Source organism: Pseudochrobactrum mosebachae (genome assembly GCF_048914685.1).
Classification (GTDB): domain Bacteria; phylum Pseudomonadota; class Alphaproteobacteria; order Rhizobiales; family Rhizobiaceae; genus Pseudochrobactrum.
The window spans coordinates 1938695-1962733 of sequence record NZ_CP128408.1 but is presented as its reverse complement, the minus strand read 5'-3'; the positions used below and the strand labels follow the sequence as shown (position 1 = coordinate 1962733).

The 24039-nt window shown below is 48.8% G+C and carries 24 protein-coding genes and 2 tRNA genes; 8 read left to right on the top strand and 18 right to left on the bottom strand.

Annotation, left to right across the window (positions count from 1 at the left end; all coding sequences use genetic code 11):
- The first annotated feature begins 319 nt into the window (after positions 1 to 319).
- Positions 320 to 1288, top strand: a complete 969-nt coding sequence (gene cysK, locus MP213Fo_RS09015; protein WP_421088710.1) for a cysteine synthase A — start codon at positions 320 to 322, stop codon at positions 1286 to 1288.
- Between the two features lie 496 nt (positions 1289 to 1784).
- Here the strand turns inward: cysK and MP213Fo_RS09010 are convergent, their stop codons facing one another.
- The 6 genes from MP213Fo_RS09010 to MP213Fo_RS08985 all read right to left on the bottom strand — a co-directional run bounded on the left by MP213Fo_RS09010 (position 1785) and on the right by MP213Fo_RS08985 (position 6759).
- Complete coding sequence (locus tag MP213Fo_RS09010) at positions 1785 to 2666, bottom strand: 3-hydroxybutyryl-CoA dehydrogenase (RefSeq protein ID WP_421088709.1); 882 nt, start codon at positions 2664 to 2666, stop codon at positions 1785 to 1787.
- Between the two features lie 243 nt (positions 2667 to 2909).
- Positions 2910 to 3839: an electron transfer flavoprotein subunit alpha/FixB family protein gene (locus MP213Fo_RS09005; RefSeq protein WP_421088708.1), complete on the bottom strand. Its 930-nt coding sequence runs from the start codon at positions 3837 to 3839 to the stop codon at positions 2910 to 2912.
- A 24-nt stretch (positions 3840 to 3863) separates the two neighbouring features.
- Complete coding sequence (locus MP213Fo_RS09000; RefSeq protein ID WP_421088707.1) at positions 3864 to 4613, bottom strand: electron transfer flavoprotein subunit beta/FixA family protein; 750 nt, start codon at positions 4611 to 4613, stop codon at positions 3864 to 3866.
- Between the two features lie 339 nt (positions 4614 to 4952).
- Positions 4953 to 5546, bottom strand: a complete 594-nt coding sequence (locus tag MP213Fo_RS08995) for a cob(I)yrinic acid a,c-diamide adenosyltransferase (RefSeq protein ID WP_421088706.1) — start codon at positions 5544 to 5546, stop codon at positions 4953 to 4955.
- Between the two features lie 36 nt (positions 5547 to 5582).
- Complete coding sequence (locus MP213Fo_RS08990; RefSeq protein WP_421088705.1) at positions 5583 to 5774, bottom strand: twin transmembrane helix small protein; 192 nt, start codon at positions 5772 to 5774, stop codon at positions 5583 to 5585.
- 127 nt (positions 5775 to 5901) lie between these two features.
- Positions 5902 to 6759: an SDR family oxidoreductase gene (locus MP213Fo_RS08985; RefSeq protein ID WP_421091084.1), complete on the bottom strand. Its 858-nt coding sequence runs from the start codon at positions 6757 to 6759 to the stop codon at positions 5902 to 5904.
- A 286-nt stretch (positions 6760 to 7045) separates the two neighbouring features.
- On the opposite strand from MP213Fo_RS08985, the gene MP213Fo_RS08980 reads away from it, so the two are divergent.
- Positions 7046 to 7891, top strand: coding sequence for a YihY/virulence factor BrkB family protein (locus tag MP213Fo_RS08980; protein WP_421088704.1), 846 nt, complete (start codon positions 7046 to 7048; stop codon positions 7889 to 7891).
- Positions 7892 to 7959: 68 nt separating this feature from the next.
- On the opposite strand, the gene MP213Fo_RS08975 is transcribed toward MP213Fo_RS08980, so the two are convergent.
- Positions 7960 to 8991, bottom strand: coding sequence for an aspartate-semialdehyde dehydrogenase (locus tag MP213Fo_RS08975; protein ID WP_421088703.1), 1032 nt, complete (start codon positions 8989 to 8991; stop codon positions 7960 to 7962).
- Positions 8992 to 9621: 630 nt separating this feature from the next.
- On the opposite strand from MP213Fo_RS08975, the gene MP213Fo_RS08970 reads away from it, so the two are divergent.
- Entirely contained in the window at positions 9622 to 11499 is a 1878-nt protein-coding gene (locus tag MP213Fo_RS08970) for an MFS transporter (RefSeq protein ID WP_421088702.1), read from the top strand.
- A gap of 244 nt (positions 11500 to 11743) precedes the next feature.
- Here the strand turns inward: MP213Fo_RS08970 and leuB are convergent, their stop codons facing one another.
- The 5 genes from leuB to MP213Fo_RS08945 all read right to left on the bottom strand — a co-directional run bounded on the left by leuB (position 11744) and on the right by MP213Fo_RS08945 (position 16021).
- Positions 11744 to 12856, bottom strand: a complete 1113-nt coding sequence (gene leuB / locus MP213Fo_RS08965; protein WP_421088701.1) for a 3-isopropylmalate dehydrogenase — start codon at positions 12854 to 12856, stop codon at positions 11744 to 11746.
- 453 nt (positions 12857 to 13309) lie between these two features.
- Positions 13310 to 13504, bottom strand: a complete 195-nt coding sequence (locus MP213Fo_RS08960; RefSeq protein WP_421088700.1) for a Trm112 family protein — start codon at positions 13502 to 13504, stop codon at positions 13310 to 13312.
- 54 nt (positions 13505 to 13558) lie between these two features.
- Entirely contained in the window at positions 13559 to 14257 is a 699-nt protein-coding gene (locus MP213Fo_RS08955; RefSeq protein ID WP_421088699.1) for an LON peptidase substrate-binding domain-containing protein, read from the bottom strand.
- 21 nt (positions 14258 to 14278) lie between these two features.
- Complete coding sequence (trxA, locus tag MP213Fo_RS08950) at positions 14279 to 15382, bottom strand: thioredoxin (RefSeq protein WP_421088698.1); 1104 nt, start codon at positions 15380 to 15382, stop codon at positions 14279 to 14281.
- A gap of 120 nt (positions 15383 to 15502) precedes the next feature.
- Positions 15503 to 16021: a prolyl-tRNA synthetase associated domain-containing protein gene (locus tag MP213Fo_RS08945; RefSeq protein ID WP_421088697.1), complete on the bottom strand. Its 519-nt coding sequence runs from the start codon at positions 16019 to 16021 to the stop codon at positions 15503 to 15505.
- Positions 16022 to 16218: 197 nt separating this feature from the next.
- Here MP213Fo_RS08945 and MP213Fo_RS08940 point away from each other — a divergent pair.
- Positions 16219 to 16293 (top strand) — tRNA-Gly (locus MP213Fo_RS08940).
- Between the two features lie 221 nt (positions 16294 to 16514).
- Positions 16515 to 16589, top strand: a tRNA-Gly gene (locus MP213Fo_RS08935).
- Between the two features lie 162 nt (positions 16590 to 16751).
- Here the strand turns inward: MP213Fo_RS08935 and MP213Fo_RS08930 are convergent.
- From MP213Fo_RS08930 to MP213Fo_RS08915, 4 genes are read right to left on the bottom strand one after another with little or no spacing between them, the layout of a single operon-like run.
- Complete coding sequence (locus MP213Fo_RS08930; RefSeq protein ID WP_421088696.1) at positions 16752 to 17600, bottom strand: metal ABC transporter permease; 849 nt, start codon at positions 17598 to 17600, stop codon at positions 16752 to 16754.
- Positions 17597 to 18460, bottom strand: coding sequence for a metal ABC transporter permease (locus tag MP213Fo_RS08925; protein WP_421088695.1), 864 nt, complete (start codon positions 18458 to 18460; stop codon positions 17597 to 17599). The genes MP213Fo_RS08930 and MP213Fo_RS08925 overlap by 4 nt, the downstream gene beginning before the upstream one ends.
- Positions 18460 to 19356, bottom strand: coding sequence for a manganese/iron ABC transporter ATP-binding protein (locus MP213Fo_RS08920; RefSeq protein WP_421091083.1), 897 nt, complete (start codon positions 19354 to 19356; stop codon positions 18460 to 18462). Before MP213Fo_RS08920 ends, MP213Fo_RS08925 begins: the two co-directional genes overlap by 1 nt.
- A gap of 11 nt (positions 19357 to 19367) precedes the next feature.
- Positions 19368 to 20315, bottom strand: a complete 948-nt coding sequence (locus MP213Fo_RS08915; protein WP_421088694.1) for a metal ABC transporter substrate-binding protein — start codon at positions 20313 to 20315, stop codon at positions 19368 to 19370.
- A 214-nt stretch (positions 20316 to 20529) separates the two neighbouring features.
- On the opposite strand from MP213Fo_RS08915, the gene irrA reads away from it, so the two are divergent.
- A complete protein-coding gene (gene irrA / locus MP213Fo_RS08910) occupies positions 20530 to 21087 on the top strand; it encodes an iron response transcriptional regulator IrrA (RefSeq protein ID WP_421088693.1) in 558 nt (185 codons plus the stop codon).
- Between the two features lie 213 nt (positions 21088 to 21300).
- On the top strand, positions 21301 to 21840 hold the full coding sequence (locus tag MP213Fo_RS08905) for a peroxiredoxin (protein WP_421088692.1): 540 nt from the start codon (positions 21301 to 21303) through the stop codon (positions 21838 to 21840).
- A gap of 64 nt (positions 21841 to 21904) precedes the next feature.
- On the opposite strand, the gene MP213Fo_RS08900 is transcribed toward MP213Fo_RS08905, so the two are convergent.
- Complete coding sequence (locus MP213Fo_RS08900) at positions 21905 to 22816, bottom strand: DMT family transporter (protein ID WP_421088691.1); 912 nt, start codon at positions 22814 to 22816, stop codon at positions 21905 to 21907.
- 316 nt (positions 22817 to 23132) lie between these two features.
- Between MP213Fo_RS08900 and MP213Fo_RS08895 the strand changes: the two genes are divergently transcribed.
- Positions 23133 to 23630: a YaiI/YqxD family protein gene (locus MP213Fo_RS08895; protein WP_421088690.1), complete on the top strand. Its 498-nt coding sequence runs from the start codon at positions 23133 to 23135 to the stop codon at positions 23628 to 23630.
- Positions 23631 to 23762: 132 nt separating this feature from the next.
- On the opposite strand, the gene MP213Fo_RS08890 is transcribed toward MP213Fo_RS08895, so the two are convergent.
- Positions 23763 to 23927 carry a hypothetical protein gene (locus tag MP213Fo_RS08890; RefSeq protein WP_421088689.1) on the bottom strand — a complete coding sequence of 55 codons (165 nt, stop codon included), beginning with the start codon at positions 23925 to 23927 and terminating at the stop codon, positions 23763 to 23765.
- Positions 23928 to 24039: the final 112 nt, after the last annotated feature.

The window sequence follows — 24039 nt, the reverse complement described above, 5'->3', positions numbered from 1 at the left end:
TTTCCTCTTTGCAGCTGTTTCGCTAAAAATGGCTATATCCCACCCAAAGCCTCATCAGACATGCAAACTATATAAGCATCTAAGCATTACGCGCTTAATTTCCATTGATTGCGATCAAAAAAAGCCATCCTAAATAGTATTTATTCATAATTACAAAATCCGTAGAAATATCTCTGCTGAAGCTTGGTTATGCAAATATCATTCTATAATTTCCAATATGTGGAATTTTATTCTAACATATAAATGTTTTCAGCAAGTATGCGCCTATAATCCTCCCGCAACAGGCCGTATGCTTTGCGAAAAGATCAGGAGATTTGCAATGAACGATTCGAACAAACCAGGCCGTGGCCGGATTTATTCATCTATTCTTGAAACAATCGGCAATACACCGCTTGTCCGCATTGACAAATTCGCCCGCGAAAACGGTGTCGTTGCCAATCTTCTTGTGAAACTCGAATTTTTCAATCCGCTTGCCAGCGTTAAAGACCGTATTGGTTTGGCCATGATTGAATCTCTTGAGGCGTCAGGCAAAGCCGTAGCAGGCAAAACTGTGCTTGTAGAGCCAACCTCCGGCAATACCGGTATTGCTCTGGCCTTTGCAGCAGCTGCCAAGGGTTACAAGCTGATCCTCACAATGCCTGAGACTATGTCTGTCGAGCGTCGTAAGCTACTTAAACTGCTTGGTGCTGAGCTGGTTTTGACCGAAGGCGCTAAAGGCATGAAGGGCGCGATTGCAAAAGCTGAAGAAATAGCAGCTGAAAATCCTGACGCGATCATTCCGCAACAGTTTGAAAATGCGGCAAACCCGGAAATTCACCGGAAAACCACCGCAGAAGAAATCTGGAACGATACCAGTGGTGAGGCAGATATTCTAATTTCGGGCATCGGCACCGGTGGCACCATTACCGGTATCGGCCAGACACTCAAAGCCCGCAAACCTTCATTCAAAGTTGTGGCTGTTGAACCGACAGATTCACCGGTACTTTCCGGTGGTAATCCGGGGCCACATAAAATTCAGGGCATTGGTGCAGGATTTATACCCAAAACACTGGATACCGATGTTTATGACGAAATCATTCAGGTCGCCAATGAGGATGCATTTACGCAAGCCCGCCAGATTGCCAAGATTGAAGGTATTCCGGTTGGTATTTCTTCAGGTGCAGCCCTCAAAGCCGCTATCGAAGTCGGTAAGCGTCCGGAAAACAAAGGCAAAAACATCGTCATTATCATTCCGTCTTTTGCAGAGCGTTATCTGTCTACCGCTTTATTTGACGGCCTTGATGGCTGATTGTATTGTTTTTTAGAATAAAAAGCCGGCTTAACAGCCGGCTTTTTCATGTCTTTAAGATCTAGAACATTTCACTGCCAAATTGAATCAACTTGATAGTGAAATGCTCTAGCGGATCTGGGAGATATCCGTTCAATCTGTTTTTAATGCGAGTGGCGGGCTGCGCAAGCAGGGCCGGGACCACGCATATAATGACGTTCCGGACGATAACTTGGCGCCAGGAACTCAGAAAATAATTTAATAATTTGACGAAACTGAACAATCAGACCCATCGCCGTACACCCTGATTAATTTATTGATATTATTGTTACCGAAGCACAAATCGCCACGGTGAATTTAAGGTAAAGAATAGCTAACAAAGATGAACCTTGCGTGAAGCGACATCCTTAACAAGCTGTTAAAAATAACCTTTTATTTATTAATACAAATAAAAACCCTGCTTTTGAGGCTCAAAAGCAGGGTTTTATCATTTTAGTATTCACATGCTGACGAAATCTTAACGGGTTGGCACCGGTTCATCGCCACGATAATCATAGAATCCGCGTCCGGTTTTACGTCCCAGCCAGCCGGCTTCAACATATTTAACCAAGAGCGGACATGGGCGATATTTAGAATCCGACAGCCCTTCATACAGCACCTGCATAATCGACAGGCAGGTATCCAGACCGATAAAGTCGGCTAGCTGCAATGGGCCCATCGGATGATTGGCACCGAGCTTCATAGCGGTATCAATAGCATCAACACTGCCCACACCTTCATAAAGCGTATAAATCGCTTCATTGATCATTGGCAGCAAAATACGGTTGACGATAAAGGCTGGAAAATCGGCTGAAACAGTGATGGTTTTACCCAGTTTCTGCACAAAATCTCTAGACGCTGTAAATGTCGGCTCTTCAGTCGCAATACCGCGGATCAGCTCTACCAGCTTCATCACCGGTACCGGATTCATAAAGTGAATACCAATAAACCGTTCCGGACGATCTGTGGTTGCTGCAAGCCTGGTAATTGAAATCGAAGACGTATTGGTGGCCAAAATAGCATTGCTATGCAAATGCGGGCAAACTTGTGCAAAAATCTGCTTCTTGATCGCTTCATTTTCTGTAGCCGCCTCGATTACCAGATCGCAAGGCGCCAGATCAGCCATTGTCTTTGCAGGCTTGATCAAGGCAAGACCGGCAATACGGGCATCTTCAGCAAGCTTGCCCGATCCTACCTGACGCGCCATATTTCCACTGATAGTGGCAATGCCATTTTCCAGCCGCTCAAGTGACGCATCATGCAACAGCACCTCATAGCCTGCCAGCGCACAAACATGAGCAATACCATTGCCCATCTGCCCCGCCCCGATAATGCCCACTTTTTTGATCGTAAAACTCATGATCCGCTCCGATCCCTTCGTATCAATATATTAAACGTGATGAATGATTGGTCTTGCTGCCCAGCTGAGCAGCACCTTCAACCGAAGTCTATCCCTGATTAAAACAAAACGCGTCCGGATTAAACATCCGGACGCGTAATATTCTCACAAAGGATCATGTCTGATTGTTATGATCCCAAGTTTAAGACTCCAACGCCACTAAAAGCTCCTACCATTACAGAGCTTTTTCAAGCGTACATATTGTTACAGTGCTTTTTCAAGCTCTGGTAAAATCGTGAACAGGTCTCCGACCAGTCCGTAATCTGCAACCTGGAAAATCGGCGCTTCTTCATCCTTATTGATTGCAACAATCACTTTGGAATCTTTCATACCGGCCAGATGCTGGATCGCACCGGAAATACCGCAAGCGATATAAAGATCAGGCGCAACCACTTTACCGGTCTGCCCAACCTGCCAGTCATTCGGTGCATAACCGGCATCAACCGCCGCACGCGATGCGCCGATGGCAGCGCCGAGCTTATCAGCTACCGGTGTAATCACTTCATTAAATTTCTCAGCAGAACCAAGTGCGCGGCCACCGGAAATAATGATTTTTGCTGAAGTCAGTTCAGGACGGTCACCGCCTGAAATCTTAGCCTCAACAAATTTTGACACTGAAGGATCGCTGCCTGCATCAATGGTTTCAACGCTGGCCGAACCACCGTCAGCGGTTGCAGCAAATGATGCTGTACGCACGGTGATCACTTTTTTAGCATCGGTGGTTTCAACCGTCTGGATCGCATTACCCGCATAGATAGGACGCTTGAACACATTAGCAGAAACAACTTCGGTAATTTCTGAGACCTGTGCCACATCCAACAATGCTGCAACACGTGGCAGCACGTTCTTGCCTGATGTTGTGGCCGGTGCAATCACAGTATCATAGCCACCGGCAAGGTTTACCAACAGTGCGGCGGTTGGTTCTGCCAAACGGTTTTCCAGCGCATCGCTTTCAGCCAGCAATACTTTGCGTACGCCGCTCAGCTTGGCAGCAGCATCAGCAGCGGCCTTGGCACTTTTACCGGCAACCAGCACATCCACATCGCCGCCAATTGCCAGCGCCGCAGTTAAAGCCTTTGCAGTCTGTTCGGAAAGGCTTGCATTATCGTGTTCTGCAAAAAGAAGAATAGCCATAATCGTTTTCCTGTCCTGTCCGAATTACAATACGCCAGCTTCGTTCTTGAGCTTTTCAACCAGCTCAGCAACGGAAGCGACTTTAACACCGGCTTTACGGCCCGATGGTTCTTCAGTTTTAAGGACTTTCAAACGTGGTGCGGTATCAACACCAAAATCTGCCGGTGTTTTCTCATCGAGCGGCTTCTTTTTGGCCTTCATAATATTTGGCAAAGAAGCATAACGTGGCTGGTTCAGACGCAAATCCGTGGTGATAATGGCAGGCAATTTAACTTCAATAGTCTGCAATCCGCCATCCACTTCACGCGTTACATGTGCGGAGGTTTCAGAAAGTTCAACTTTCGAAGCAAAGGTTGCCTGTGCCCAGCCGAGCAATGCCGAAACCATCTGACCGGTCTGGTTTGCATCATCATCAATGGCCTGTTTGCCAAGAATAACCAACTGAGGCTGTTCAGCGTCAACCACGCCTTTAAGAATTTTAGCGACAGCAAGTGGCTCAACCGCATCATCATTCTTAACCAGAATGGCGCGATCAGCGCCCATTGCCAGCGCAGTGCGCAGGGTTTCCTGTGCCTGTGCAGGCCCGATTGAAACCACAACCACTTCAGAAACCTTGCCGGCTTCCTTGAGTTTCAATGCCTCTTCAACCGCGATTTCATCAAACGGGTTCATCGACATTTTAACATTGGTCAGCTCAACGCCGGAACCGTCACTCTTGACGCGGATTTTGACGTTGTAATCAACAACCCGTTTAACTGCGACCAGAACTTTCATTCGGTTAAAATCCTCTCCACTTGAACAGCGCCTGCTGCCCTTTTCCGACACAATAACAGCCTGTTTAAATCCGGCTGATACCTGTCGCACCTCTCAGTCAAATACAATTTATAGCCAAGCCGCAGCAAGTACTTGCCTGAGGCCGACATTGCAAATTGCACCGCAACATTCATCCAAAACCTGCTGAAGCTTCAGAAATCCCGCGTGACCCTAATTCTGAACGGCAAACAGGTCAATCATAACCATCGCAAGAGCCATGAATTCTCGTCATAACCTCTTCAAATTCAAAGCAGGTGAAATCCGGCATGTCGCGTGCAGAACATATTAGAAAAATATTCTCTAACGATTGAGCCCCGGCACCCACAATATATCAACGCGCCCCTGATCATTGGCACTGCGTCCGGCAACAAATAACAAGTCGGATAACCGGTTAATATAGTGCAAGGCGGCATCCGATACCTGCTCACCCTCTTGCGCGACCAAGGCCACCATTGCGCGCTCGGCGCGCCGTGTAATGGTTCTTGCAAGATGAAGATGTGCAGCAAGCGATGTACCACCGGGCAAAATAAACGAATTCAACGGCTGCAACTCTGCATTCAGCCCATCAATTTCCTGCTCCAGACGCTCAACTTGTGTGGTTATGATGCGAAGTGGCTCATAACCAAGATCGGCACCCAGACTTGCACCAAATTCCGGGGTCGCAATATCAGCACCAAGATCAAAAAGATCGTTCTGCACTCTCGCTAATATTGCATCAAGTTCCGCCATCAGTGGTAGCGTATAGAGCCTTGCCATGCCGATAGCCGCATTAGCTTCATCAATATCACCGCAGGCAACAATCCGCAGATCATCTTTGCGACGGCGTGGACCAGCCGCAAGTCCCGTAGTGCCATTATCGCCGGTGCGTGTGTAAATCTTGTTCAGCTTAACCACGATTATTCCTGCCTTCTGTGCTGCAATAAACTGTATTTACCTGCGGGCAAAATACAGCGCACCAACCATCAGCAATACCGCAATGAACTGAAACACGATACGCAACCGCATCAGCTTGTTGGATCTATTGCCATCTCCATTGCGCAACATATTGCGCAAACCTAAAAACAACACGATTGGTACCACCGCAATGGCAATCATAGCCGCCACTTTAAAACCGCTATCCATTAAAGTCTCCCGTCATCTCCCGACTGCCCAAAAGCAGCCCGCCTTACTCTCATATAACTATGTAACAGAAGCTTTTTCAGTCAGATAGAGTTGTTTATGTAAAAGGCTGCACCCCATGCGCCATCGCTCAGGATTGGTCAGACAACATTTTATAAAGCCAGCGCGCCGGTAGCAAACGCTTGGCAAGAATGCCCATTTTTGCCGGACGTGTTACCAGATAATGCGGACGCGGACGCTTGTTTTCTAAAGCATGGAGCAAAACCTCGAATACCGCATCAGGACCGAGTTTAACCGAAGATTTGGTACCGCCGCTTTGTAGCTTGGCAAATTGGCGCCGGTAATCCTCAACATGCACTGATTTTTCCATATCAATATATTTTTCAGCATAGCCAGCAGCATTAACCGTAAACTTACTGGTAATCGGCCCCGGCTCAATCATGGATACCGATATGCCTGAGCCTTCAAGCTCCATACGCTGCACCAGCATCAGCCCTTCCAGTGCAAATTTTGACGACACATAAGCACCGCGCCATTTCATCGGCACCAGCCCTAAAATTGAAGAACAATGTACCAGCCGCCCGTTTTTACAGGCACGCATCGCAGGAATAAGCCGCTGCGTCAGATCATGCCAACCGAAAAAATTTGCATCAAACTGCAAGCGTAAAGCATGAAGCGGCAAATCTTCAACCGCCCCCGGCTGCGCATAAGCACCATTATTGAACAAAGCATCCAGCCGGTTATCGCACAACTCCAGCACTGTGGCGGCTAAGGCTGCGATCGATTCCGGCTCGCAATAATCAAGATAAAAAGCTTCAAAGCCCTGCTCTTTCAGATAACGCAAATCCTGCTCTTTACGGGCAGTGGCAAATACCCGCCAGCCACGCTCTTTAAGTGCTTTTGCACAATAAGCACCAATGCCGCTGGAACAACCGGTGATCAGAATCGTTTTCTTCTGAGAGATGTGAGCCTGCGCTGTTCCTGTCATAGTCTGATGCTTATCAGCCGGTTGATAATCTGACATAATTGCAAATCCTGTCTTTAAAGCTGTTATGCACGTTGAATTTTACACGCATGCTCAGTTATACCACATCAGCGCTCTTGCTGAGTGTATTGTAAAATTACAATAGAGCAGTTTCAGAAAAAGTGAGAAACGGTTTTCTGAAACTGCTTTTAAAACAAAGAGAGCGTTTTTCTGCTTTAAGAAAAAACGCGCTCCGGCATTATTTTAAACAGCTTGAATCAACAGGCTGAACTCAAGGGACTTTCTGTCGATGCGAAAAATAATCCGTTTCCTGAGACAGATTGTAACCGATGCCATCGGTCACTTTGCATCTGACGACGGCTGGGCGTTTGCCTCACATATTGCTTTATCTGTGCTGCTGGCACTGTTTCCGTTTTTGATTTTTGCAACAGCACTGGCCAGTTTTCTCGGCGCCAATGCTTTTGCTGATACTGCCGTGCATATTATTTTCGACACATGGCCACCGGCAATTGCCGAGCCGATCGCGCGCGAAGTTAAAAACGTTCTGACAATTCAGCGTGGTGACCTTTTGACACTCAGTGTGATCGCCGCAGCCTATTTTGCTTCCAATGGTGTGGAGGCATTGCGCGTATCGCTCAACCGCGCTTACAGGGTAACAGATACCCGCTCCATCCTGTTTTGCCGCGCACAAAGTCTTGGCTTTGTGATTGTGGCAACCTTGAGCATTATGGCTATCAGTTTTCTGCTGGTGCTCGCCCCGCTGGCCATGCGCCTTGCCGAGCAATGGGTGCCGGCGCTGCAAACCATGTCTGTATCTTTTGGCTTCTGGCGTTACACGATTGCCTTAACAGTTTTGATTTTCGGCCTGTTCGTTGTGCATATCTGGTTGCCAGCCGGGCACCGCTCCCTGCTTGATATTTTACCCGGCATTGTTTTGACAATGATCGCATGGCTGGCCGGTGCAACAGCTTTTGCAAAATATCTGGAAAGTTTTGCGAATTACGTCACCACCTACGCCGGTCTGGCATCGATCATGGTCGCCATTGTTTTTCTGTATATTATTGCTGCAATTTTTATTATCGGCGCCGAAGTCAATGCGGCGATCATGCTCTATCGCAACCGCGAGCAGCAATAAAAAAGGCGCGTAAAACGCGCCTTTTCTAAAGTTAATAAGATTATCAGATAAGCATCAGGCCGCCAGATTTAGGCAGCTGACTTAGGCTTAATCAAATCTTTTGACAGCAACAGTTCAGCAATCTGAATGGTGTTTAGCGCTGCGCCCTTGCGCAGGTTATCGGCAACGATCCACATTGAAAGACCGTTTTCGAGTGTAATATCCTCACGGATACGTGAGATGAAAGTCGCATCTTCGCCAGCGCTTTCATAAGGAGTGATATAACCACCATCCTCATGCTTATCGATAACCTGACAGCCTGGCGCTTCACGCAGGATCTCACGGGCTTCCTCAGCGCTGATCGGCTTTTCAAACTCAATATTCACAGCCTCTGCATGGCCGATAAACACAGGCACACGGACAGCCGTGCAAGAAACCTTGATCTTAGGATCAAGCATCTTTTTGGTTTCTGCCATCACCTTCCACTCTTCTTTCGTAGAGCCGTCTTCCATGAAATCATCAATATGCGGAATGACGTTGAAAGCGATACGCTTGGTAAATTTCTGTGCTGAAACAGGATCCGCTACAAATACTGCACGCGACTGCTGAAACAGTTCATCCATACCGTCTTTACCAGCGCCAGATACGGACTGATAGGTGGCAACAACAATACGTTTGATCGTCGCTACATCATGAAGCGGCCTCAAAGCGACAACAAGCTGCGCTGTTGAACAATTCGGATTGGCAATAATATTACGCTTGCGGAACCCTTCAATCGCATCCGGATTAACTTCCGGCACGATCAGCGGCACATCCTGATCATAACGCCAGGCCGATGAGTTATCGATCACAACACAACCCTGCGCTGCGATTTTCGGCGACCATTCTTTAGAAATCCGGCCACCGGCAGACATCAGGCAAATATCGGTATCAGAAAAATCATAGGTGTCGAGTGCTTTAACTTTCAGCGTTTTATCACCGAAAGACACTTCAGTGCCCTGACTGCGACGGGACGCAAGCGCCACCACTTCACTCACCGGAAAACCGCGCTCTTCAAGAATATTGAGCATTTCGCGACCCACATTACCTGTGGCACCGACAATAGCTACTTTGAAACCCATGTGAAATCTCCTGTCCCTCTCCGCTTCACACCAGAAAACCCGTTGGCCACGCAGGTTCTCCACCCCGGGCCTAACCCGGGAGAGGGTGAGCAGGCCAAGGGATCAGACCGTTTTAGTGGTCGTTTTCAAGGTGATTGTTTTCAGGGCAATCATGGCCGTTTTGCTAATTTTGAATCGTGAAGATGGTATCGCCATAGCTCTGCCACCGGACACAAGGCCCGAAAAAGCAGCGATAACTAATGGCAAAGCGAGGGATTCCACGCATGATCTCCTTATTCACTGCTGCTTTTAGCGCGATTTTACCAAGAGTCAATTGCCGTTTATGTCGTCACAGTCGTGAAATATTTATGAAAACACCAATTTATAGCAACCGGCACCGGCGCCAGCGTCCGGCGTCGGTAAATTTTACCCGTTATTATACTAAAGAATACTGACGCAAATCTCGTTTTCAGTTCATTGTAACAGTGATTGCTTTGCCAGCCGGTTGGAGGACCGCAGGTAACGCAGACCATCTCAACGATCTCAGACTATAATTATTCAAAGAACATCGTCTGCATTATCACGAGCAATAAATATCATTGCCCTTATGGCAAAAGCACTGCCGGGGGCTTTTATCTGGGAGGATAAGATATGGCTTCAGTAGATGGCGTGCGGGAACGCGCCCCTAAAATGACCAAGGAGGAGCGCAAAGTTATTTTTGCTTCATCCCTTGGTACCGTTTTTGAATGGTATGATTTTTATCTCTACGGCTCACTGGCAATTTATATCGGTGCCGCCTTCTTTAGTGAATATCCTGAAACAACCCGTAATATTTTTGCGCTGCTAGCTTTTGCTGCAGGCTTTCTTGTCCGCCCTTTTGGTGCGCTGTTCTTCGGCCGTATCGGCGATCTTGTCGGCCGTAAATATACATTTCTTGTCACTATCGTCGTAATGGGGCTTTCAACATTTCTCGTCGGCCTGCTACCGGGCTCGGCATCTATCGGTATTATCGCGCCAATCATTCTGGTTTGCTTGCGCATGCTTCAGGGGCTGGCATTGGGTGGTGAATATGGCGGTGCGGCAACCTATGTGGCTGAACATGCGCCAAACGGCCGCCGCGGTTTCTACACATCATGGATTCAAACCACTGCAACCTTCGGTCTTTTCCTGTCGCTCATCGTGATTTTGCTGATCCAAAATTCGATGACAGCAGAAGAATTTGCAGCATGGGGCTGGCGTATTCCGTTCCTGATTTCGGTCGTACTGCTTGGTATCTCCGTCTGGATCCGTATGCAGATGAGCGAGTCACCCGCCTTCAAAAAAATGAAAGAAGAAGGCAAGCAATCAAAAGCGCCATTGAAAGAGGCTTTCGGACAGTGGAAAAACGCCAAAATTGCGCTGATCGCCCTGTTTGGTCTGACCGCAGGTCAGGCAGTGGTGTGGTATACCGGTCAGTTCTACACCCTGTTCTTCCTGCAAAATGTTTTGAAGGTGGAGAGCATTTCGGCAAATATTATGATTGCCATTGCGCTTCTCATCGCCACACCATTCTTCCTGTTCTGGGGCTGGCTCTCGGATAAGGTCGGACGTAAGCCAATTATTATGGCTGGTCTGGCACTGGCAATTTTCACCTATTTTCCGCTGTTTAAAGCACTGACAACGGCGGCCAATCCGGCGCTTGCCCGTGCAGAAGCAACAATCAGCGCAACCATCACGGCACCTCCGGGCGATTGTACTTTCCAGTTCAATCCGGTTGGTACAGCAAAATTCACCACATCCTGTGACGTCGCAACGGCTTTCTTGTCGCGCACTTCCGTGCCTTACACGGTTGAAGCCGGACCTGCCGGTGTACCTGCAACTGTAAAAATCGGTGACAGTGTCATCACATCTTATGATGCTACCGGCGCTGATGCAAAAACACGTGGATCTGCCTTTATCCATGATACCAATCTTGCGCTGCAAAAAGCGGGCTTCCCGCTGATCCGCACGCCGGCAAAAGTTCTGGATACCAATCTGGATGCTTTTGTTGCAGCCAATCCGGAACTTGCGCTCAATGCTGATGTCATCCGTGCCGGTGAAGCTGCCAGCATGACAGCCGAGCAGATGGTTGCCGCCAAGATTATTACCGCAGCAGATGCGGCAACAATGACAGAGCAAAAAGTTTACACCATTGCGGATGCCGGTGCCTTTAAAATGGTTGCGAATCCGGATGAAGTAAACTGGCCGCTCACGGTGCTGATCCTGACCATTCTGGTGATCTATGTTACTATGGTATACGGTCCGATTGCCGCTATTCTGGTAGAAATGTTCCCGACCCGCATCCGCTATACCGGTATGTCACTGCCTTACCATATTGGTAACGGCTGGTTTGGTGGTCTGCTTCCGGCAACCGTGTTTGCAATGAGTGCTGCCAAAGGCGATATTTATTATGGCCTCTGGTACCCGATCATCATTGCCATCATGACATTGGTTATCGGTCTGATCTTTGTTCGTGAAACCAAGGATCGTGATCTGGATACAATGGAATAGAGCAGTTTCAGGAAAAGTGGGAACCGTTTTTCCTACTTCAAAGAAAAGTAAAAACGCTCTAGAGCGGGTAACGTTCAGGTTGGATCGCAGTGCCCGCTCTAGATCTTAGGTTTTACGCATTGTCATATCTATCAAGTTGATTCGACTTGATAGTGAAATGCTCTAGAATTTTTGAAATGCCAATAAAAAACCGCCGGAGCAGCAATACTCCGGCGGTTTATTCTATTAAAAAGCTCTGTTGCTCTCAGGCAGCAAGCGCTTTGAACTTGGCAAGAATAGCTTCGCCCATTTCCACTGTACCGACCTTTTTAGAACCTTCTGCCCAAATATCAGCGGTGCGGATACCATCATCAAGCACAGCAGCAATCGCTGCTTCAAGACGATCTGCCTCTTCAATCAGGTTGAAGGAGTAGCGCAGGCACATCGCAAATGATGCGATCATCGCAATCGGGTTGGCAATGCCTTTGCCGGCAATATCCGGTGCCGATCCATGAACAGGCTCATAAAGCGCTTTGCGGTTTCCGGTTACAGCATCCGGTGCGCCAAGCGAGGCGGATGGCAGCATGCCGAGTGATCCTGTCAGCATCGCAGCAACATCAGAGAGCATATCCCCAAACAGATTGTCGGTAACAATTACGTCAAACTGTTTCGGCCAGCGTACCAGCTGCATACCACCGGCATCGGCCAGCATATGTTCCAGCTCGACATCGGCAAATTTGGCTTTATGCGTCGCGGTCACAACTTCGTTCCACAACACGCCCGACTTCATAACATTGCGTTTTTCCATCGAGGTAACTTTGTTACCGCGGGTACGCGCCAGTTCAAAAGCCACACCGGCAATACGTTCGATTTCATAGGTTTCATAAACCTGTGTGTCGATACCGCGTTTCTGGCCATTGCCAAGATCGATGATTTCTTTCGGTTCACCGAAATAAACACCACCAGTCAATTCACGCACGATCAGAATATCGAGACCTTCAACCACTTCAGGACGAAGAGATGAGGCATCAGCCAGCGCCGGATAGCAAATTGCCGGACGCAAATTGGCAAACAGCTGCAAATCTTTACGCAAGCGCAACAGACCGGCTTCCGGACGCACGTCATAAGCTACGCTGTCCCATTTAGGGCCGCCAACGGCACCAAACAAGACGGCATCAGCAGCCAGTGCCTTTACCATATCATCTTCCGAAATCGCCTGACCATGCGCATCATAAGCGCTGCCGCCGACCAGACCTTCCTCGGTCTCAAAACCAAGATCTTTGGTTTCGTTCAGAAAAGTGATGATTTTGCGGACTTCTGCCATTGCTTCAGGGCCGATGCCGTCACCGGGCAGAAGAAACAGTTTTCTGGTTGCCATAATGCCATGCCTTTTTTCAGACCGCTGCCGGACGCGCCGCAGAGGTCACTCTCATTGAATTCAAACATCTTATCAGCCTTTGAAAAGCGTGTTCAAAGGCAAAGTGCTCGCTGTGAAAAAAATCACGTCTTCATAGCTTAAAACAGGGAACAGGGGGAAGTGTCAGACGCAAGATTTGACTAATATTTTTACATATTCAGCAATATTGTTACAGACGAGCAAAAAATGTTGCTCAGATAGCCCGGGCTAGAGCATTTCACTATCAAGTTGAATCATCTTGATAGGTATGACAATGCGATAACTCTAAAATCTAGAGCGAGCGCTGCGATCCAACCTGATCGTTACCCGCTCTAGAGCGTTTTCATTTTACATTGAATCAGGAAAGCCGCTCTATCTGCTTGTTTAAACGCAGTTACTGACGGAAAACCGGTTCCCACTTTTCCTAAAACTGCTCTATTCGATGGCCCTTGCCTCTGAGGCCAGCAAAATCGGTATGCCTTCACGCACCGGATAAGCGAGCTTGGCCTTTTTAGAGATCAGTTCACTATGCTCACGGTCATATTCCAGCGACCCTTTGGTCAGCGGACACACCAAAAGCTCCAGCATTTTTGTATCAATCTGTTTTATCGTGACCAGATCTTGTGCCATTGCCACCCCTATTCCACCACCGTAGCTTCAGAAAGATAACCGCTCCGGATGCGTCTATTGCAAGCCTGAACCATAGTCATCACGACTGCGTACCAAGGCAATTTCCGTAATGGCTACCAGTGTTTCCGCACGGGTTTTCAGATCCGGCGCCTCAAGCAAGGCCTGTTTTTCTGCCTCGCCAAAAGGCGACATCATCGACAAAGCATTGACCAATGTTTCATTGCCGGCTTTGGCAATGCTTTCCCAATCGGCATCCAGACTATTGGCCTCAAGATAATTGCGGAAAGCCTGCAACAATGCTTCACGGTCAACATCCTTTTCGCCCTGATCTTCCTCAAGATCCTGCAAATAACATGTAACCCGTGCCATACGAAACGGATGCGCCGTGTTCTGCTCTTCTTCAATCTTAAACCGGCACACGCCCTGCAGGGTAATCAGCAGCCGCCCGTCACCGGTTTCAGTGTAAGAAGTAATGCGGCCAAGACAGCCGACATCGCTCAGTTCCGGCCGGTCGGTGCCTTTGGTAGCGCCTTCCTTATCTTCAACAGCCACCCCATTCACAATTTTAGGCTGGATAATGCCAATCAGACGGTCGCCTGCCAAAACCTCATCGACCATCACCAGATAACGCGGCTCAAAAATATTCAGCGGCATTTGCCCACGTGGCAGCAACAATCCGGCCACCAGCGGAAATACCGGAATCACTTCCGGTAAGTCTGATGCTTTACGGTAATAGGCATTGCCGGCCTGCATGGAATATACCCCTCTTTCAGCTTATGAAAATAACAGTGACGACAATTTACGCCGGCCGCTCATGCTGGCCGGATCTTTGAAGCCCCATGCTTCAAAAAATTGCAGCAGCTGCTTGCGCGCGCCATCATCATTCCATGTACGATCGGCCTTCATAATCTCCAAAAGACCATCTGCGGCCTCTTCACGATGATCCAGCGCATTAGCAATCATCGCCAGATCAAAGCGCGCCTGATGGTCTACGGGGTCTGCAGCAAGACGTGCCTGCAACTCTGCCGGATTGCCTAAATGGGCAACCTGTTCCGCTAAAGCCAGCCGCGCTTCAACTGCACGGATTTGCGGATCGTCTTTTTGCTGTTCCGGTACTTTTGTCAGTACTTCGCGCGCTTTTTCATGCTCGCCACTATCAAACAAACAACCGGCAAGACCGGCCAATGCGGTCATATTATCCGGTACATTCTGCAAAACAGCCGCATAAATCTGCGCAGCCTGATCAGGCTCGCCTTGGGCGTGCATTTCTTGTGCTGCAGCCAGCGCTTCTTCAATTGCAGCCTGCGGGCCACCAACAGAGCCTGCACTTTTCGCAACTTTATCAATAAATTCGGTAATCTTGCTTTCAGGCAATGCGCCCATAAAGCCATCAACCGGCTGGCCATCAACAAAAGCAATCACTGCCGGAATGGATTGTATTCCCAATTGCCCGGCAATGGTCGGATGGTCTTCAATATTCATCTTTACCAGCTTTACAGCACCAGCAGCGGCATTCACCGCGCCTTCAATCAACGGCGTAAGCTGACGGCACGGGCCGCACCATGGCGCCCAAAAGTCGACCAGTACCGGCTGATTGCGCGATTCACTTAGCACATCTGCGGCAAAATTTGCTGTTGTGGTATCTTTAATCAATCCGTCAGCAACAGGCGCCGAACTACCAAAACCGGCCAACGATGCCAATGCACCGGCCGTGTCGTCATCTGCCTGCATTTGCGCCGGTGCGTGCTGCATACCAGTATCAGGCGCGGTATTGCCGCCATAAGATATATTGGTATTGCCCTGCCCGCCTAAACCACCGGCACTGCCATAAGACGCACCATATGGATTGCTGTCATAAGGATTATTACCGCTGTTCATAACCGTCCCTTATCCGTATCTCGTGCCAAAACCCTTTAGCACAACAAGTATGGCAGAATAAAATGCCTCTGCCATACTAATTCGGCATTTTTAGTGCAGCTTTCAAGCCCTTATCGTCAATCAGATATTGGCAGCCATTTCCACAGTGCTGACTGCCAATATCTGCGGTTCATGGCCTGTGGCTTTCAAAAATTTAAGCAAATCATCGCGGCGGATAGATGTCGTTGCTTCATTGGTCAGCGGATGGGCATTAATAATCTCATGACGCAACAATGCTTCATCAAGAATGATACTTACATTGTTCTCAGTATCATTGATCGCACCAAAGGCAGAAACCGCGCCCGGAATGAGGCCAAGATATTCCAGCAGCTTTTCAGGCTTGCCAAAAGATACTTTGCTGGCCGCACCAATCACCGTGTGAATGGTCTTCAGGTCAACAATCGCGTCCTCTTCAACAGTCACCAGAAAGAAATTGTCTTTCTTATCTTTCAGAAAAAGATTCTTGGTGTGCCCGCCGGCAATTTCACCACGCAAATTTTGAGAATCAGCAACCGTAAACAAAGGCGCATGTGTAACCGTTTGCACATCAATTCCCAATTCAGCGAGATAGGCATGCAATTCATCTGAAGTTTTAGCCATAGTTTGCGATTCTCCTCAATCAAGCACAATAAACCGGCACTCATCCTACACAGCATACAAAACTGCCTGCAATAAAACGGCAAAAAATGCCTGAATTTCTGCCTATACACAAAACAGTTTTATATTTTGCAGATTCCCTGTTGCAATTCATCACGGCTTTTGCCATATAGCGCAGGTCTTACGGACACACTGGTTAAGCGGGCGTAGCTCAGGGGTAGAGCACAACCTTGCCAAGGTTGGGGTCGAGGGTTCGAATCCCTTCGCCCGCTCCAGTTTGGTAAACTTCAAAAGCCGCGCAACAGCGCGGCTTTTTGCTTTTCAAAGCGAGTTTTAATACACCCTTTACGCTTGCAGCCTCGCGCACAGCTAAAACGCTCCTCCAAACAGTTTTGTCTTGAATTCCTTATAAAATTTACAGTTTTATCGAATTTTCCTGTTGCAAATCAGGTGGGCATTTGTCATATAGCGCAGGTCTTACCGACACACTGGTTAAGCGGGCGTAGCTCAGGGGTAGAGCACAACCTTGCCAAGGTTGGGGTCGAGGGTTCGAATCCCTTCGCCCGCTCCAGTTTGGTAAACTTCAAAAGCCGCGCATCAGCGCGGCTTTTTGCTTTTCCGGTATATTTTCATCAAACCAATATTTCTCACAGCTCTGCGCAGCATAAAAATATGGCGTCGCACGCGATGTGCAACGCCATATCCAGAAGGTCCGGTTTTCCAGCATGAAGACTTAAGAGGAGAAAACCTGCGCTTCTGTTTTTGCGATACGTCTGCGCGCAACGATGAAGGCCGCAATAAATGCAAGCGTCATCAACAACACGATTGTGGGCGCCGGAGCACTATCGATGAAGAAGCTGGCATAAACCCCGAAGAATGACGACAGCACGGCAATAATCACCGCAACAATCAGCATGGCACTGAAACTACGGGTTAAAAGAAATGCAATCGCTCCCGGTGCAATCAGAATGGCGATTGCCAGAATGATTCCCACTGCCTTGAGCGCCCCGACAATTGTGAGTGACAAAATAGCCAGCAAGCCATAATGCAGCAGCCTGACCGGCAAGCCAACCGCGCGTGCCTGTGCCGGATCGAAGGCATGCAGCAACAAATCCCGCCATTTGAAAACCAGCAGCGCAGTCACAATCACGGCTATAACGGCTGTCTCAACAATATCCTGAAAGCCAACCCCCAGAATATCGCCAAACAGAATATGGTCGAGATGCACATCGGCCTGTACTTTCACATACATCACAAGACCAAGGCCAAACATGCCTGAAAACACCACGCCCATAATCGTGTCTTGTTTAATCCGGCTGTTCTCCTTCAAAAAACCGGTTGCCAGCGCACAGAACATACCGGCAGCAAAGGCTCCAATCGCCAGCGGAATATTGATTATATAAGCCAGCACCACACCTGGCAGCACCGCATGGGAAACCGCGTCTCCCATCAATGACCAGCCTTTGAGCACCAGAAAGCACGACAGCATCGCGGCAGGCACCGCAATCAGCATGGCAATCACCATCGCATTGACCATAAACTCAAAGCGAAACGGCATTATCAGGGTTTCTATCAGGCTCATGACTGCACCTCCGCGCTGATCGCCTCAGCCGCACGCCTGCGCGCTGCAAGCATGCCGTGTTTAGGAGCGAGGAAAAATGCTGTCAAAAAGATGACGGTCTGCAACACCACAATAATGCCGCCCGTTGCACCATCAAGAAAATAGCTCGCATAGGCACCGGTAAAACTGGTGAGCGTGCCGATAATAACCGCAATCACCAACAGGCGCGGAAAGCGGTCTGTTAGCAAATAGGCCGTAGCCCCCGGCGTTACCACCATGCTGATAACCAGAAACGCCCCCACAGTCTGCATCGCCGCAACCGTACAGGCGGAAAGCAGTGTGAAGAAAACAATTTTCAGCAATGTCGGATTAAGTCCGATAGAGCGGGCATGGCTCTCATCGAAAAAGACGACCATCAGATCTTTCCAGATAAACAACAGAACAACCAGCGATACAAAACCGATAATCGCCAATTGCAGCGTATCGGCCGGTGTAATCGCCAAAATATTGCCCATTACAATTGTCTGAATACTGACCGCTGTCGGTTTAAGCGAAACCATAAACAGGCCAAGCCCGAAGAAGGATGTGAAAATCAATCCGATAATCGCATCTTCTTTAAGCTTGGTACGCTCATTGAGAAACAACATGGCTGCCGCTGCCAAACCACCGGAGAAAAACGCACCAAGCGCAAAAGGCAGCCCCAGCATGTAGGCACCCGCAACGCCCGGGACAATCGAATGGGACAGCGCATCACCGATCAGTGACCAGCCCTTCAGCATCAGATAACCGGAGAGAAAGGCACATACCCCCCCGACAAGCGCCGAAACCCACATGGCATTGACCATATATTGATAAGAAAACGGCTCAAGAAGCAGCTGCATCAGTCCGCTCCTTTTTCACTCTTATTGTGCGTCGCAGTCTCATGATACAGAACCAGCGGGCGCTCGTCATCGGTCAGAATATTGACCGGATGCGCCTTACCATGATCGGCATCATTCAGCACAAAATGACGCAAGACACCGCCGAAAGTCTTTTCAAGATTGGCCTGCGTAAAGATTGTTTTGGTATCGCCATAGGCCAGTACCGTGCGGTTAAGCAAAACGGTGCGGTCGCAAAACTCAGGCACGCTGCCAAGATTATGCGTTGAGACCAGCATAACCCGCCCCTCATCACGCAAGTCCCGCAGCAGCTTGATAATTGCTTCTTCGGTTTTAACATCCACACCGGTAAACGGTTCATCCAGCAGAATAACGCGGCTGTCCTGTGCCAATGCACGCGCCAGAAACACGCGTTTTTTCTGACCGCCGGATAATTCACCGATCTGCCTTTTGCGGTATTCAATCATACCAACACGTGCGAGTGCCTCAGAAACCACCTGATAATCAACCGGCTTTGCACGGCGCATCATGCCCATATGGCCGTAACGGCCCATCATCACCACATCCTCAACAAGGATAGGAAAATTCCAGTCCACATCTTCAGATTGAGGCACATAGGCGACCAGATTTTTCTTCAGCGCTTTATTAACCGGCAGACCAAGAATGCGGATATCGCCTTTCGCAAGCCGCACAAAGCCCATCAAAGCTTTGAACAGGGTCGACTTGCCCGAACCATTCACACCAACCAACGCAGTGATTGTACCATTTGGAATTTCAAAGCTGGCATCACGTAGAGCTGTATGACCGTTACGATATGTAACGGTCGCACCTGTAACCATAAGTCCTGCTCCCGCATCACCTGATGCGGGAGATCCCAATGTCTTGGGAGGGACATTCAACGGAGCATTCATTATTTAACTTCTCCGGCCTTCAAAGCACCAGCTTTCAAGCCATTGGCAATTGTCTCACTCGTTACACGTAACAGATCAATATAGGTCGGCACCGGACCATCTGGCTCGGAGAGCGAATCCACATAGAGAACACCGCCGTAAAGCGCACCGGTTTCAGATGCGACCTGCTTGGCTGGCGCTGCCGATATTGTACTCTCGGAGAACACCACTGTAATGCTGTTTTTACGCACTGCATCAATGACTTTACGAACCTGCTGAGGTGTGCCCTGCTGATCCGCATTGATCGGCCACAGGTAAAGCTCTTTCAGGTCGAAATCGCGCGCCAGATAGCTGAAGGCACCTTCACTTGTTACCAGCCAGCGTTTGTCTTCCGGAATATCTTTAAGGCTGTCTTTAATCGGATCAATCACTGCCTTGAGCTTCACCTTGTAAGCCTCGGCATTGGCTTTATAAATCTCAGCATTTGCAGGGTCATATTTCACAAAAGCATCACGAATATTATCAACATAGATCAGTCCAACAGATGGTGACATCCATGCATGCGGGTTAGGCTTGCCGGTATAAGGACCTTCAAAAATCCCGATCGGCTCCACACCTTCAGATACAACAACACTTGGTACATTTTTCAGGTGCTGAAAAAACTTCTCGAACCAGCGCTCCAGATTAAGTCCGTTCCACAAAATCAGCTGTGCATCCTGCGCCTTCATAATGTCGCCTGGTGTTGGCTGATAATCATGAATTTCTGCATCAGGCTTGGTAATTGATTCAACAATCGCAGCATCACCTGCAACATTTTTAGCAATATCTGCAATGACGGTGAAAGTTGTAACCGCTTTAAATTTTTCCTGTGCCGAAGCCGGTAGTGCCATTAGTGAAGTCACGAGTGCAAATGACAGCGTGACTGTAATCATACCGCCCAGCAGTACACGCCTTGTTTTATCGAACATATTCAATTCCTGTTGCAAATGATTGTCAGTTGCAGAATTTTTAACGGCTTTACCAAATAATTGCAAGTGATTTTCAATTGCAGAGCGGGGGCTGATAGCAATCTCGGTTTCAGTTGCGGAATAGTTAGCGTTTTACGCTTGACGAATTTCATTCCTGCGTTGATTATGCTCTTGCAAATCAATTGCAACTAAGACCCAGCCAACGGAAAGATTCATGCTCGACATTCCGGAAAATATGCGCACGAAATTGCGCCGCCAACGCATGCTGCAAATACAAAATATCAGCCATATTCGGGAAGCTCTGTGTAAAGCGGGTATGCGCCCGACACGCCAGCGCATGGCCATTGGCAATCTGCTGCTTTGTGGCGACCATCAGCATGTATCGGCCGATGACCTGCATTTAAAACTGGGCCAAACCGGCTACACCATGTCGCTTGCCACCGTTTATAATACGCTCAACCAATTCGCATCTGCAGGGCTGATCCGCAAAATATCTGTCAGTGGTCAGCGCACATTTTTTGATACCAATGCGCATAATCACCAGCATTTTTATCTCGAAGATGAAGACCGCATGATTGATATCAGCGGCGACATCTTGCAATTGCAGCCAATGCCGCTTGCCCCCAGCGGTTACCACATCACCAAAATTGATGTTCTGATCAGCCTCAAAAAGAATACGCCGGTTAAAACCCGCACTTCTGCAAAAGAAACCGCTGAACAGAAGGAATGTCGTGGATGCGGAGATTGCACCAAAGCGTGTCACACACTATAGGCTAGAGCGCATAGCGCCCAAAGGCGCGCGTGCATATAAAATTGAATGACTGCATAGCCACTGCATTATTTCGGATGAAATTGAAGCTGGTTATGCCAACAGCATCTACCGTGAGAGCCGTTTCACGTGAATCGCTCTCAGCCACCGAAGCGGCAAAGACGTCCCGGTCTGTGTTTGCTTCTCATAGTCTTTCTGCATAAGGACAAGCATACTATGTTAACAATTGGTGATAAATTTCCGGCCTTTGATCTGCGTGCCGTTGTTTCAACAGATCCGGCGGAAGCTTTCACACAGATTACCGAAGCCAGCAACGAAGGTAAGTGGAAGGTCATTTTTTTCTGGCCTAAAGACTTCACATTCGTTTGCCCGACTGAAATCGCTGCTTTCGGTGCTCTGAATTCCGATTTCGATCTGCGTGATACCGTTCTCTACGGCGCATCAACAGACAGCGATTATGTGCATCTGGCGTGGCGTCAGAACCATCCGGATCTGAAAGATCTGCCTTTCCCGATGCTGTCAGACATCAAGCGCGAGTTGAGTGAAGCCCTTGGCATCATTCACAAGGAAGAAGGCGTTTGCCTGCGTGCAACTTTCATCGTTGATCCGGAAAACAATATTCGTTTTGTTTCCGTCAATGATCTGAGCGTTGGCCGCAATCCGCAGGAAATCCTGCGTACTCTGGATGCATTGCAGACCAAGTCCCTTTGCCCTTGCAACTGGAACAAGGGTGATCAGGTCCTAGAAGCTGCTTAAGCTTCGTCCATGTGACCAGAAGCTGCTTAAGCTTCGATGATTTGAAGATCATGAAACCGGTGGCTCAGGCTGCCGGTTTTTTCTTTTGCCCAGTCGCTTTCGTTTGCCCAGTCGTTTTCTTTTGCAAAGTTGCCAGCGCCACGCCAAATGTTGTGGCAACCATACCGGCCACTTGTATCAGTGTCAGCGTTTCACCAAACAGAAAATAGGCCATCAGCGCCGCTGTGCCGGGCACGAGATAAAAGAATGACGCCACTTTGGACACTTCGCCCTGACCGATGAGGATCAGCAGAAGAAAAATTGCGCCGATTGATAATACCAACACCAGCCAGATCATCGCAAACAGCAATTCCGGCGACCAGATTACGCTCTGCGTCTCAAATGCCAAAGATAGAATACCGGTCAAAACACCAGCAGCAATATATTGTACGCTTGTGCCGCTTTTCAGATCAATCTTCACCGCAAACCGCTTTTGCCATACGGTGCCAATGCTGATCGCCATAACTGCTGCCAATGCTGCGCTTAGAGTTGCCGGATTAATTCCGCCGGAACTGAGCGAAAACTTAGGCGCAACCACTAGTGCCACACCGCAAAAGCCGATCAGCAAACCCAGCCATTGCCGCGGCACAACCACTTCGCGTAAAAACAGCGCGGCAATCAAAGTCGTGATTAATGGCTGCAAGCCTGACACCAGAGCTGTCATGCCCGCCGGCAAACCATGGCGCACCGCCCAGAACACGCCGGAAAGATAGATACCGTGAATAAGACAGCCGACAATCGCCGCATGCATCATGCCCCGCTTGTCAGGCCAGTGGGCGCCGCTCAGCACCGCCCAGAGCCCGAGAATTGCGGCAGCAATAAAAAATCGTGCCGTCATAAATAAGAATGGCTCGGCATAGGGCATTGCCAGCCCTGCTCCGATAAAACCGGTAGCCCAGAGAAAAACAAACAGAATAGTAAAATATTTGACTGGCATGATCTGTTCCGCAAACAATGCTACCGGCTTAGAGCGGGTAACGATCAGGTTGGATCGCAGCGCTCGCTCTAGATTTATCGCATTGTCATATCTATCAAGCTGTTTCAACTTGATAGTGAAATGTTCTAGAGCGGTTTACGTTTAAATTGGATCATGCAATCCGCTCTAAGTTATTGTTTTTACGCATTATCGTGGCCGTCCAATGATTCCATTGGACCACGAAATGCTCTAGCCCTGCCCCCGCTTAACCCTGCCACTGCCTTACGCCAAGCGCTAAACGCTTGCCAATCTCATTTGGCTCAGTCATGAAGCATGAATGACACAGCCTGATGAAAACCACACGATCCGTATTTATGTCGATGCTGATGCCTGTCCGGTCAAAAATGAAATTTTCAAAGTTGCCGAACGTCACAGCGTCAAAACATTTGTTGTCGCTAACAGCTTTATCGCTGTGCCGCGCGATGAGCCGCTGTTTGAGCGCGTTATTGTCGGCTCCGGCCTGGATGTGGCCGATGACTGGATTGCAGAACGCGCAAGCGCCGGTGCTATTGTGATCACCGCCGATATTCCGCTGGCACATCGTGCCGTTACATCCGGTGCGGTTGGCATCGCGCCAGATGGCCGACTGTTCAGCGCCGCCAATATCGGCAATATTCTGGCCACCCGTAATCTGATGGATGAATTACGCTCTGCCAATCCGGTATCGGGACAATTTGGTGGCTCAAAACCGTTTTCGCCACGTGACCGTTCAGCGTTTCTTTCTGCGCTTGATCTGGCAATTGTACGCTTGAAGCGTGACGGATTTTCAGTTTAACCGATCTCAGGAAGAGCGCATCCCTGCCGACATGCCCCCTGCAATAATCAGCAGCGAGCCGCCGGTGCGGTTACACATGCGCAAAACCCGATCACTTTTAAACACTGACCGCACCCGATGGGCTGCAAATGCTTAACTAAAGGCATTGGCAAAAGACAACACCAGAAATGGTGATTCGAAAATCAGCATATGCGTCCAAAAACGACCGTGAATATCAATAAACTGCAGTAAGAAAACCACGAAAAACGTAATGCTTTTCGGGTTAAGCGAAGTGACCGGCCAAACATCATTCCCCACGCTTAAATGATCCACGCAACAATCAGGCAAAGCAGAAAGCCCGATAGGTGTAAAATCACATTACTTACGCAGAATATTCGCCAGTCTTGTGAGCAAACAAACTTTCTAACCG

Excerpts from the sequence above, each read along its gene's own strand:
- MP213Fo_RS08985 (WP_421091084.1), bottom strand. The coding sequence starts at position 6,759 with ATGACAGGAACAGCGCAGGCTCACATCTCTCAGAAGAAAACGATTCTG.
- MP213Fo_RS08905 (WP_421088692.1), top strand. The coding sequence starts at position 21,301 with ATGTTAACAATTGGTGATAAATTTCCGGCCTTTGATCTGCGTGCCGTT.
- MP213Fo_RS08975 (WP_421088703.1), bottom strand. The coding sequence starts at position 8,991 with ATGGGTTTCAAAGTAGCTATTGTCGGTGCCACAGGTAATGTGGGTCGC.
- cysK (WP_421088710.1), top strand. The coding sequence starts at position 320 with ATGAACGATTCGAACAAACCAGGCCGTGGCCGGATTTATTCATCTATT.
- MP213Fo_RS08930 (WP_421088696.1), bottom strand. The coding sequence starts at position 17,600 with ATGAGCCTGATAGAAACCCTGATAATGCCGTTTCGCTTTGAGTTTATG.
- trxA (WP_421088698.1), bottom strand. The coding sequence starts at position 15,382 with ATGAACAGCGGTAATAATCCTTATGACAGCAATCCATATGGTGCGTCT.
- MP213Fo_RS08925 (WP_421088695.1), bottom strand. The coding sequence starts at position 18,460 with ATGCAGCTGCTTCTTGAGCCGTTTTCTTATCAATATATGGTCAATGCC.
- irrA (WP_421088693.1), top strand. The coding sequence starts at position 20,530 with ATGCTCGACATTCCGGAAAATATGCGCACGAAATTGCGCCGCCAACGC.
- MP213Fo_RS09000 (WP_421088707.1), bottom strand. The coding sequence starts at position 4,613 with ATGAAAGTTCTGGTCGCAGTTAAACGGGTTGTTGATTACAACGTCAAA.
- MP213Fo_RS08895 (WP_421088690.1), top strand. The coding sequence starts at position 23,133 with ATGACACAGCCTGATGAAAACCACACGATCCGTATTTATGTCGATGCT.
- MP213Fo_RS08980 (WP_421088704.1), top strand. The coding sequence starts at position 7,046 with ATGCGAAAAATAATCCGTTTCCTGAGACAGATTGTAACCGATGCCATC.
- MP213Fo_RS09005 (WP_421088708.1), bottom strand. The coding sequence starts at position 3,839 with ATGGCTATTCTTCTTTTTGCAGAACACGATAATGCAAGCCTTTCCGAA.
- MP213Fo_RS09010 (WP_421088709.1), bottom strand. The coding sequence starts at position 2,666 with ATGAGTTTTACGATCAAAAAAGTGGGCATTATCGGGGCGGGGCAGATG.
- leuB (WP_421088701.1), bottom strand. The coding sequence starts at position 12,856 with ATGGCAACCAGAAAACTGTTTCTTCTGCCCGGTGACGGCATCGGCCCT.
- MP213Fo_RS08900 (WP_421088691.1), bottom strand. The coding sequence starts at position 22,816 with ATGCCAGTCAAATATTTTACTATTCTGTTTGTTTTTCTCTGGGCTACC.
- MP213Fo_RS08960 (WP_421088700.1), bottom strand. The coding sequence starts at position 13,504 with ATGGCACAAGATCTGGTCACGATAAAACAGATTGATACAAAAATGCTG.
- MP213Fo_RS08955 (WP_421088699.1), bottom strand. The coding sequence starts at position 14,257 with ATGCAGGCCGGCAATGCCTATTACCGTAAAGCATCAGACTTACCGGAA.
- MP213Fo_RS08945 (WP_421088697.1), bottom strand. The coding sequence starts at position 16,021 with ATGGCTAAAACTTCAGATGAATTGCATGCCTATCTCGCTGAATTGGGA.
- MP213Fo_RS08915 (WP_421088694.1), bottom strand. The coding sequence starts at position 20,315 with ATGTTCGATAAAACAAGGCGTGTACTGCTGGGCGGTATGATTACAGTC.
- MP213Fo_RS08990 (WP_421088705.1), bottom strand. The coding sequence starts at position 5,774 with ATGGATAGCGGTTTTAAAGTGGCGGCTATGATTGCCATTGCGGTGGTA.
- MP213Fo_RS08970 (WP_421088702.1), top strand. The coding sequence starts at position 9,622 with ATGGCTTCAGTAGATGGCGTGCGGGAACGCGCCCCTAAAATGACCAAG.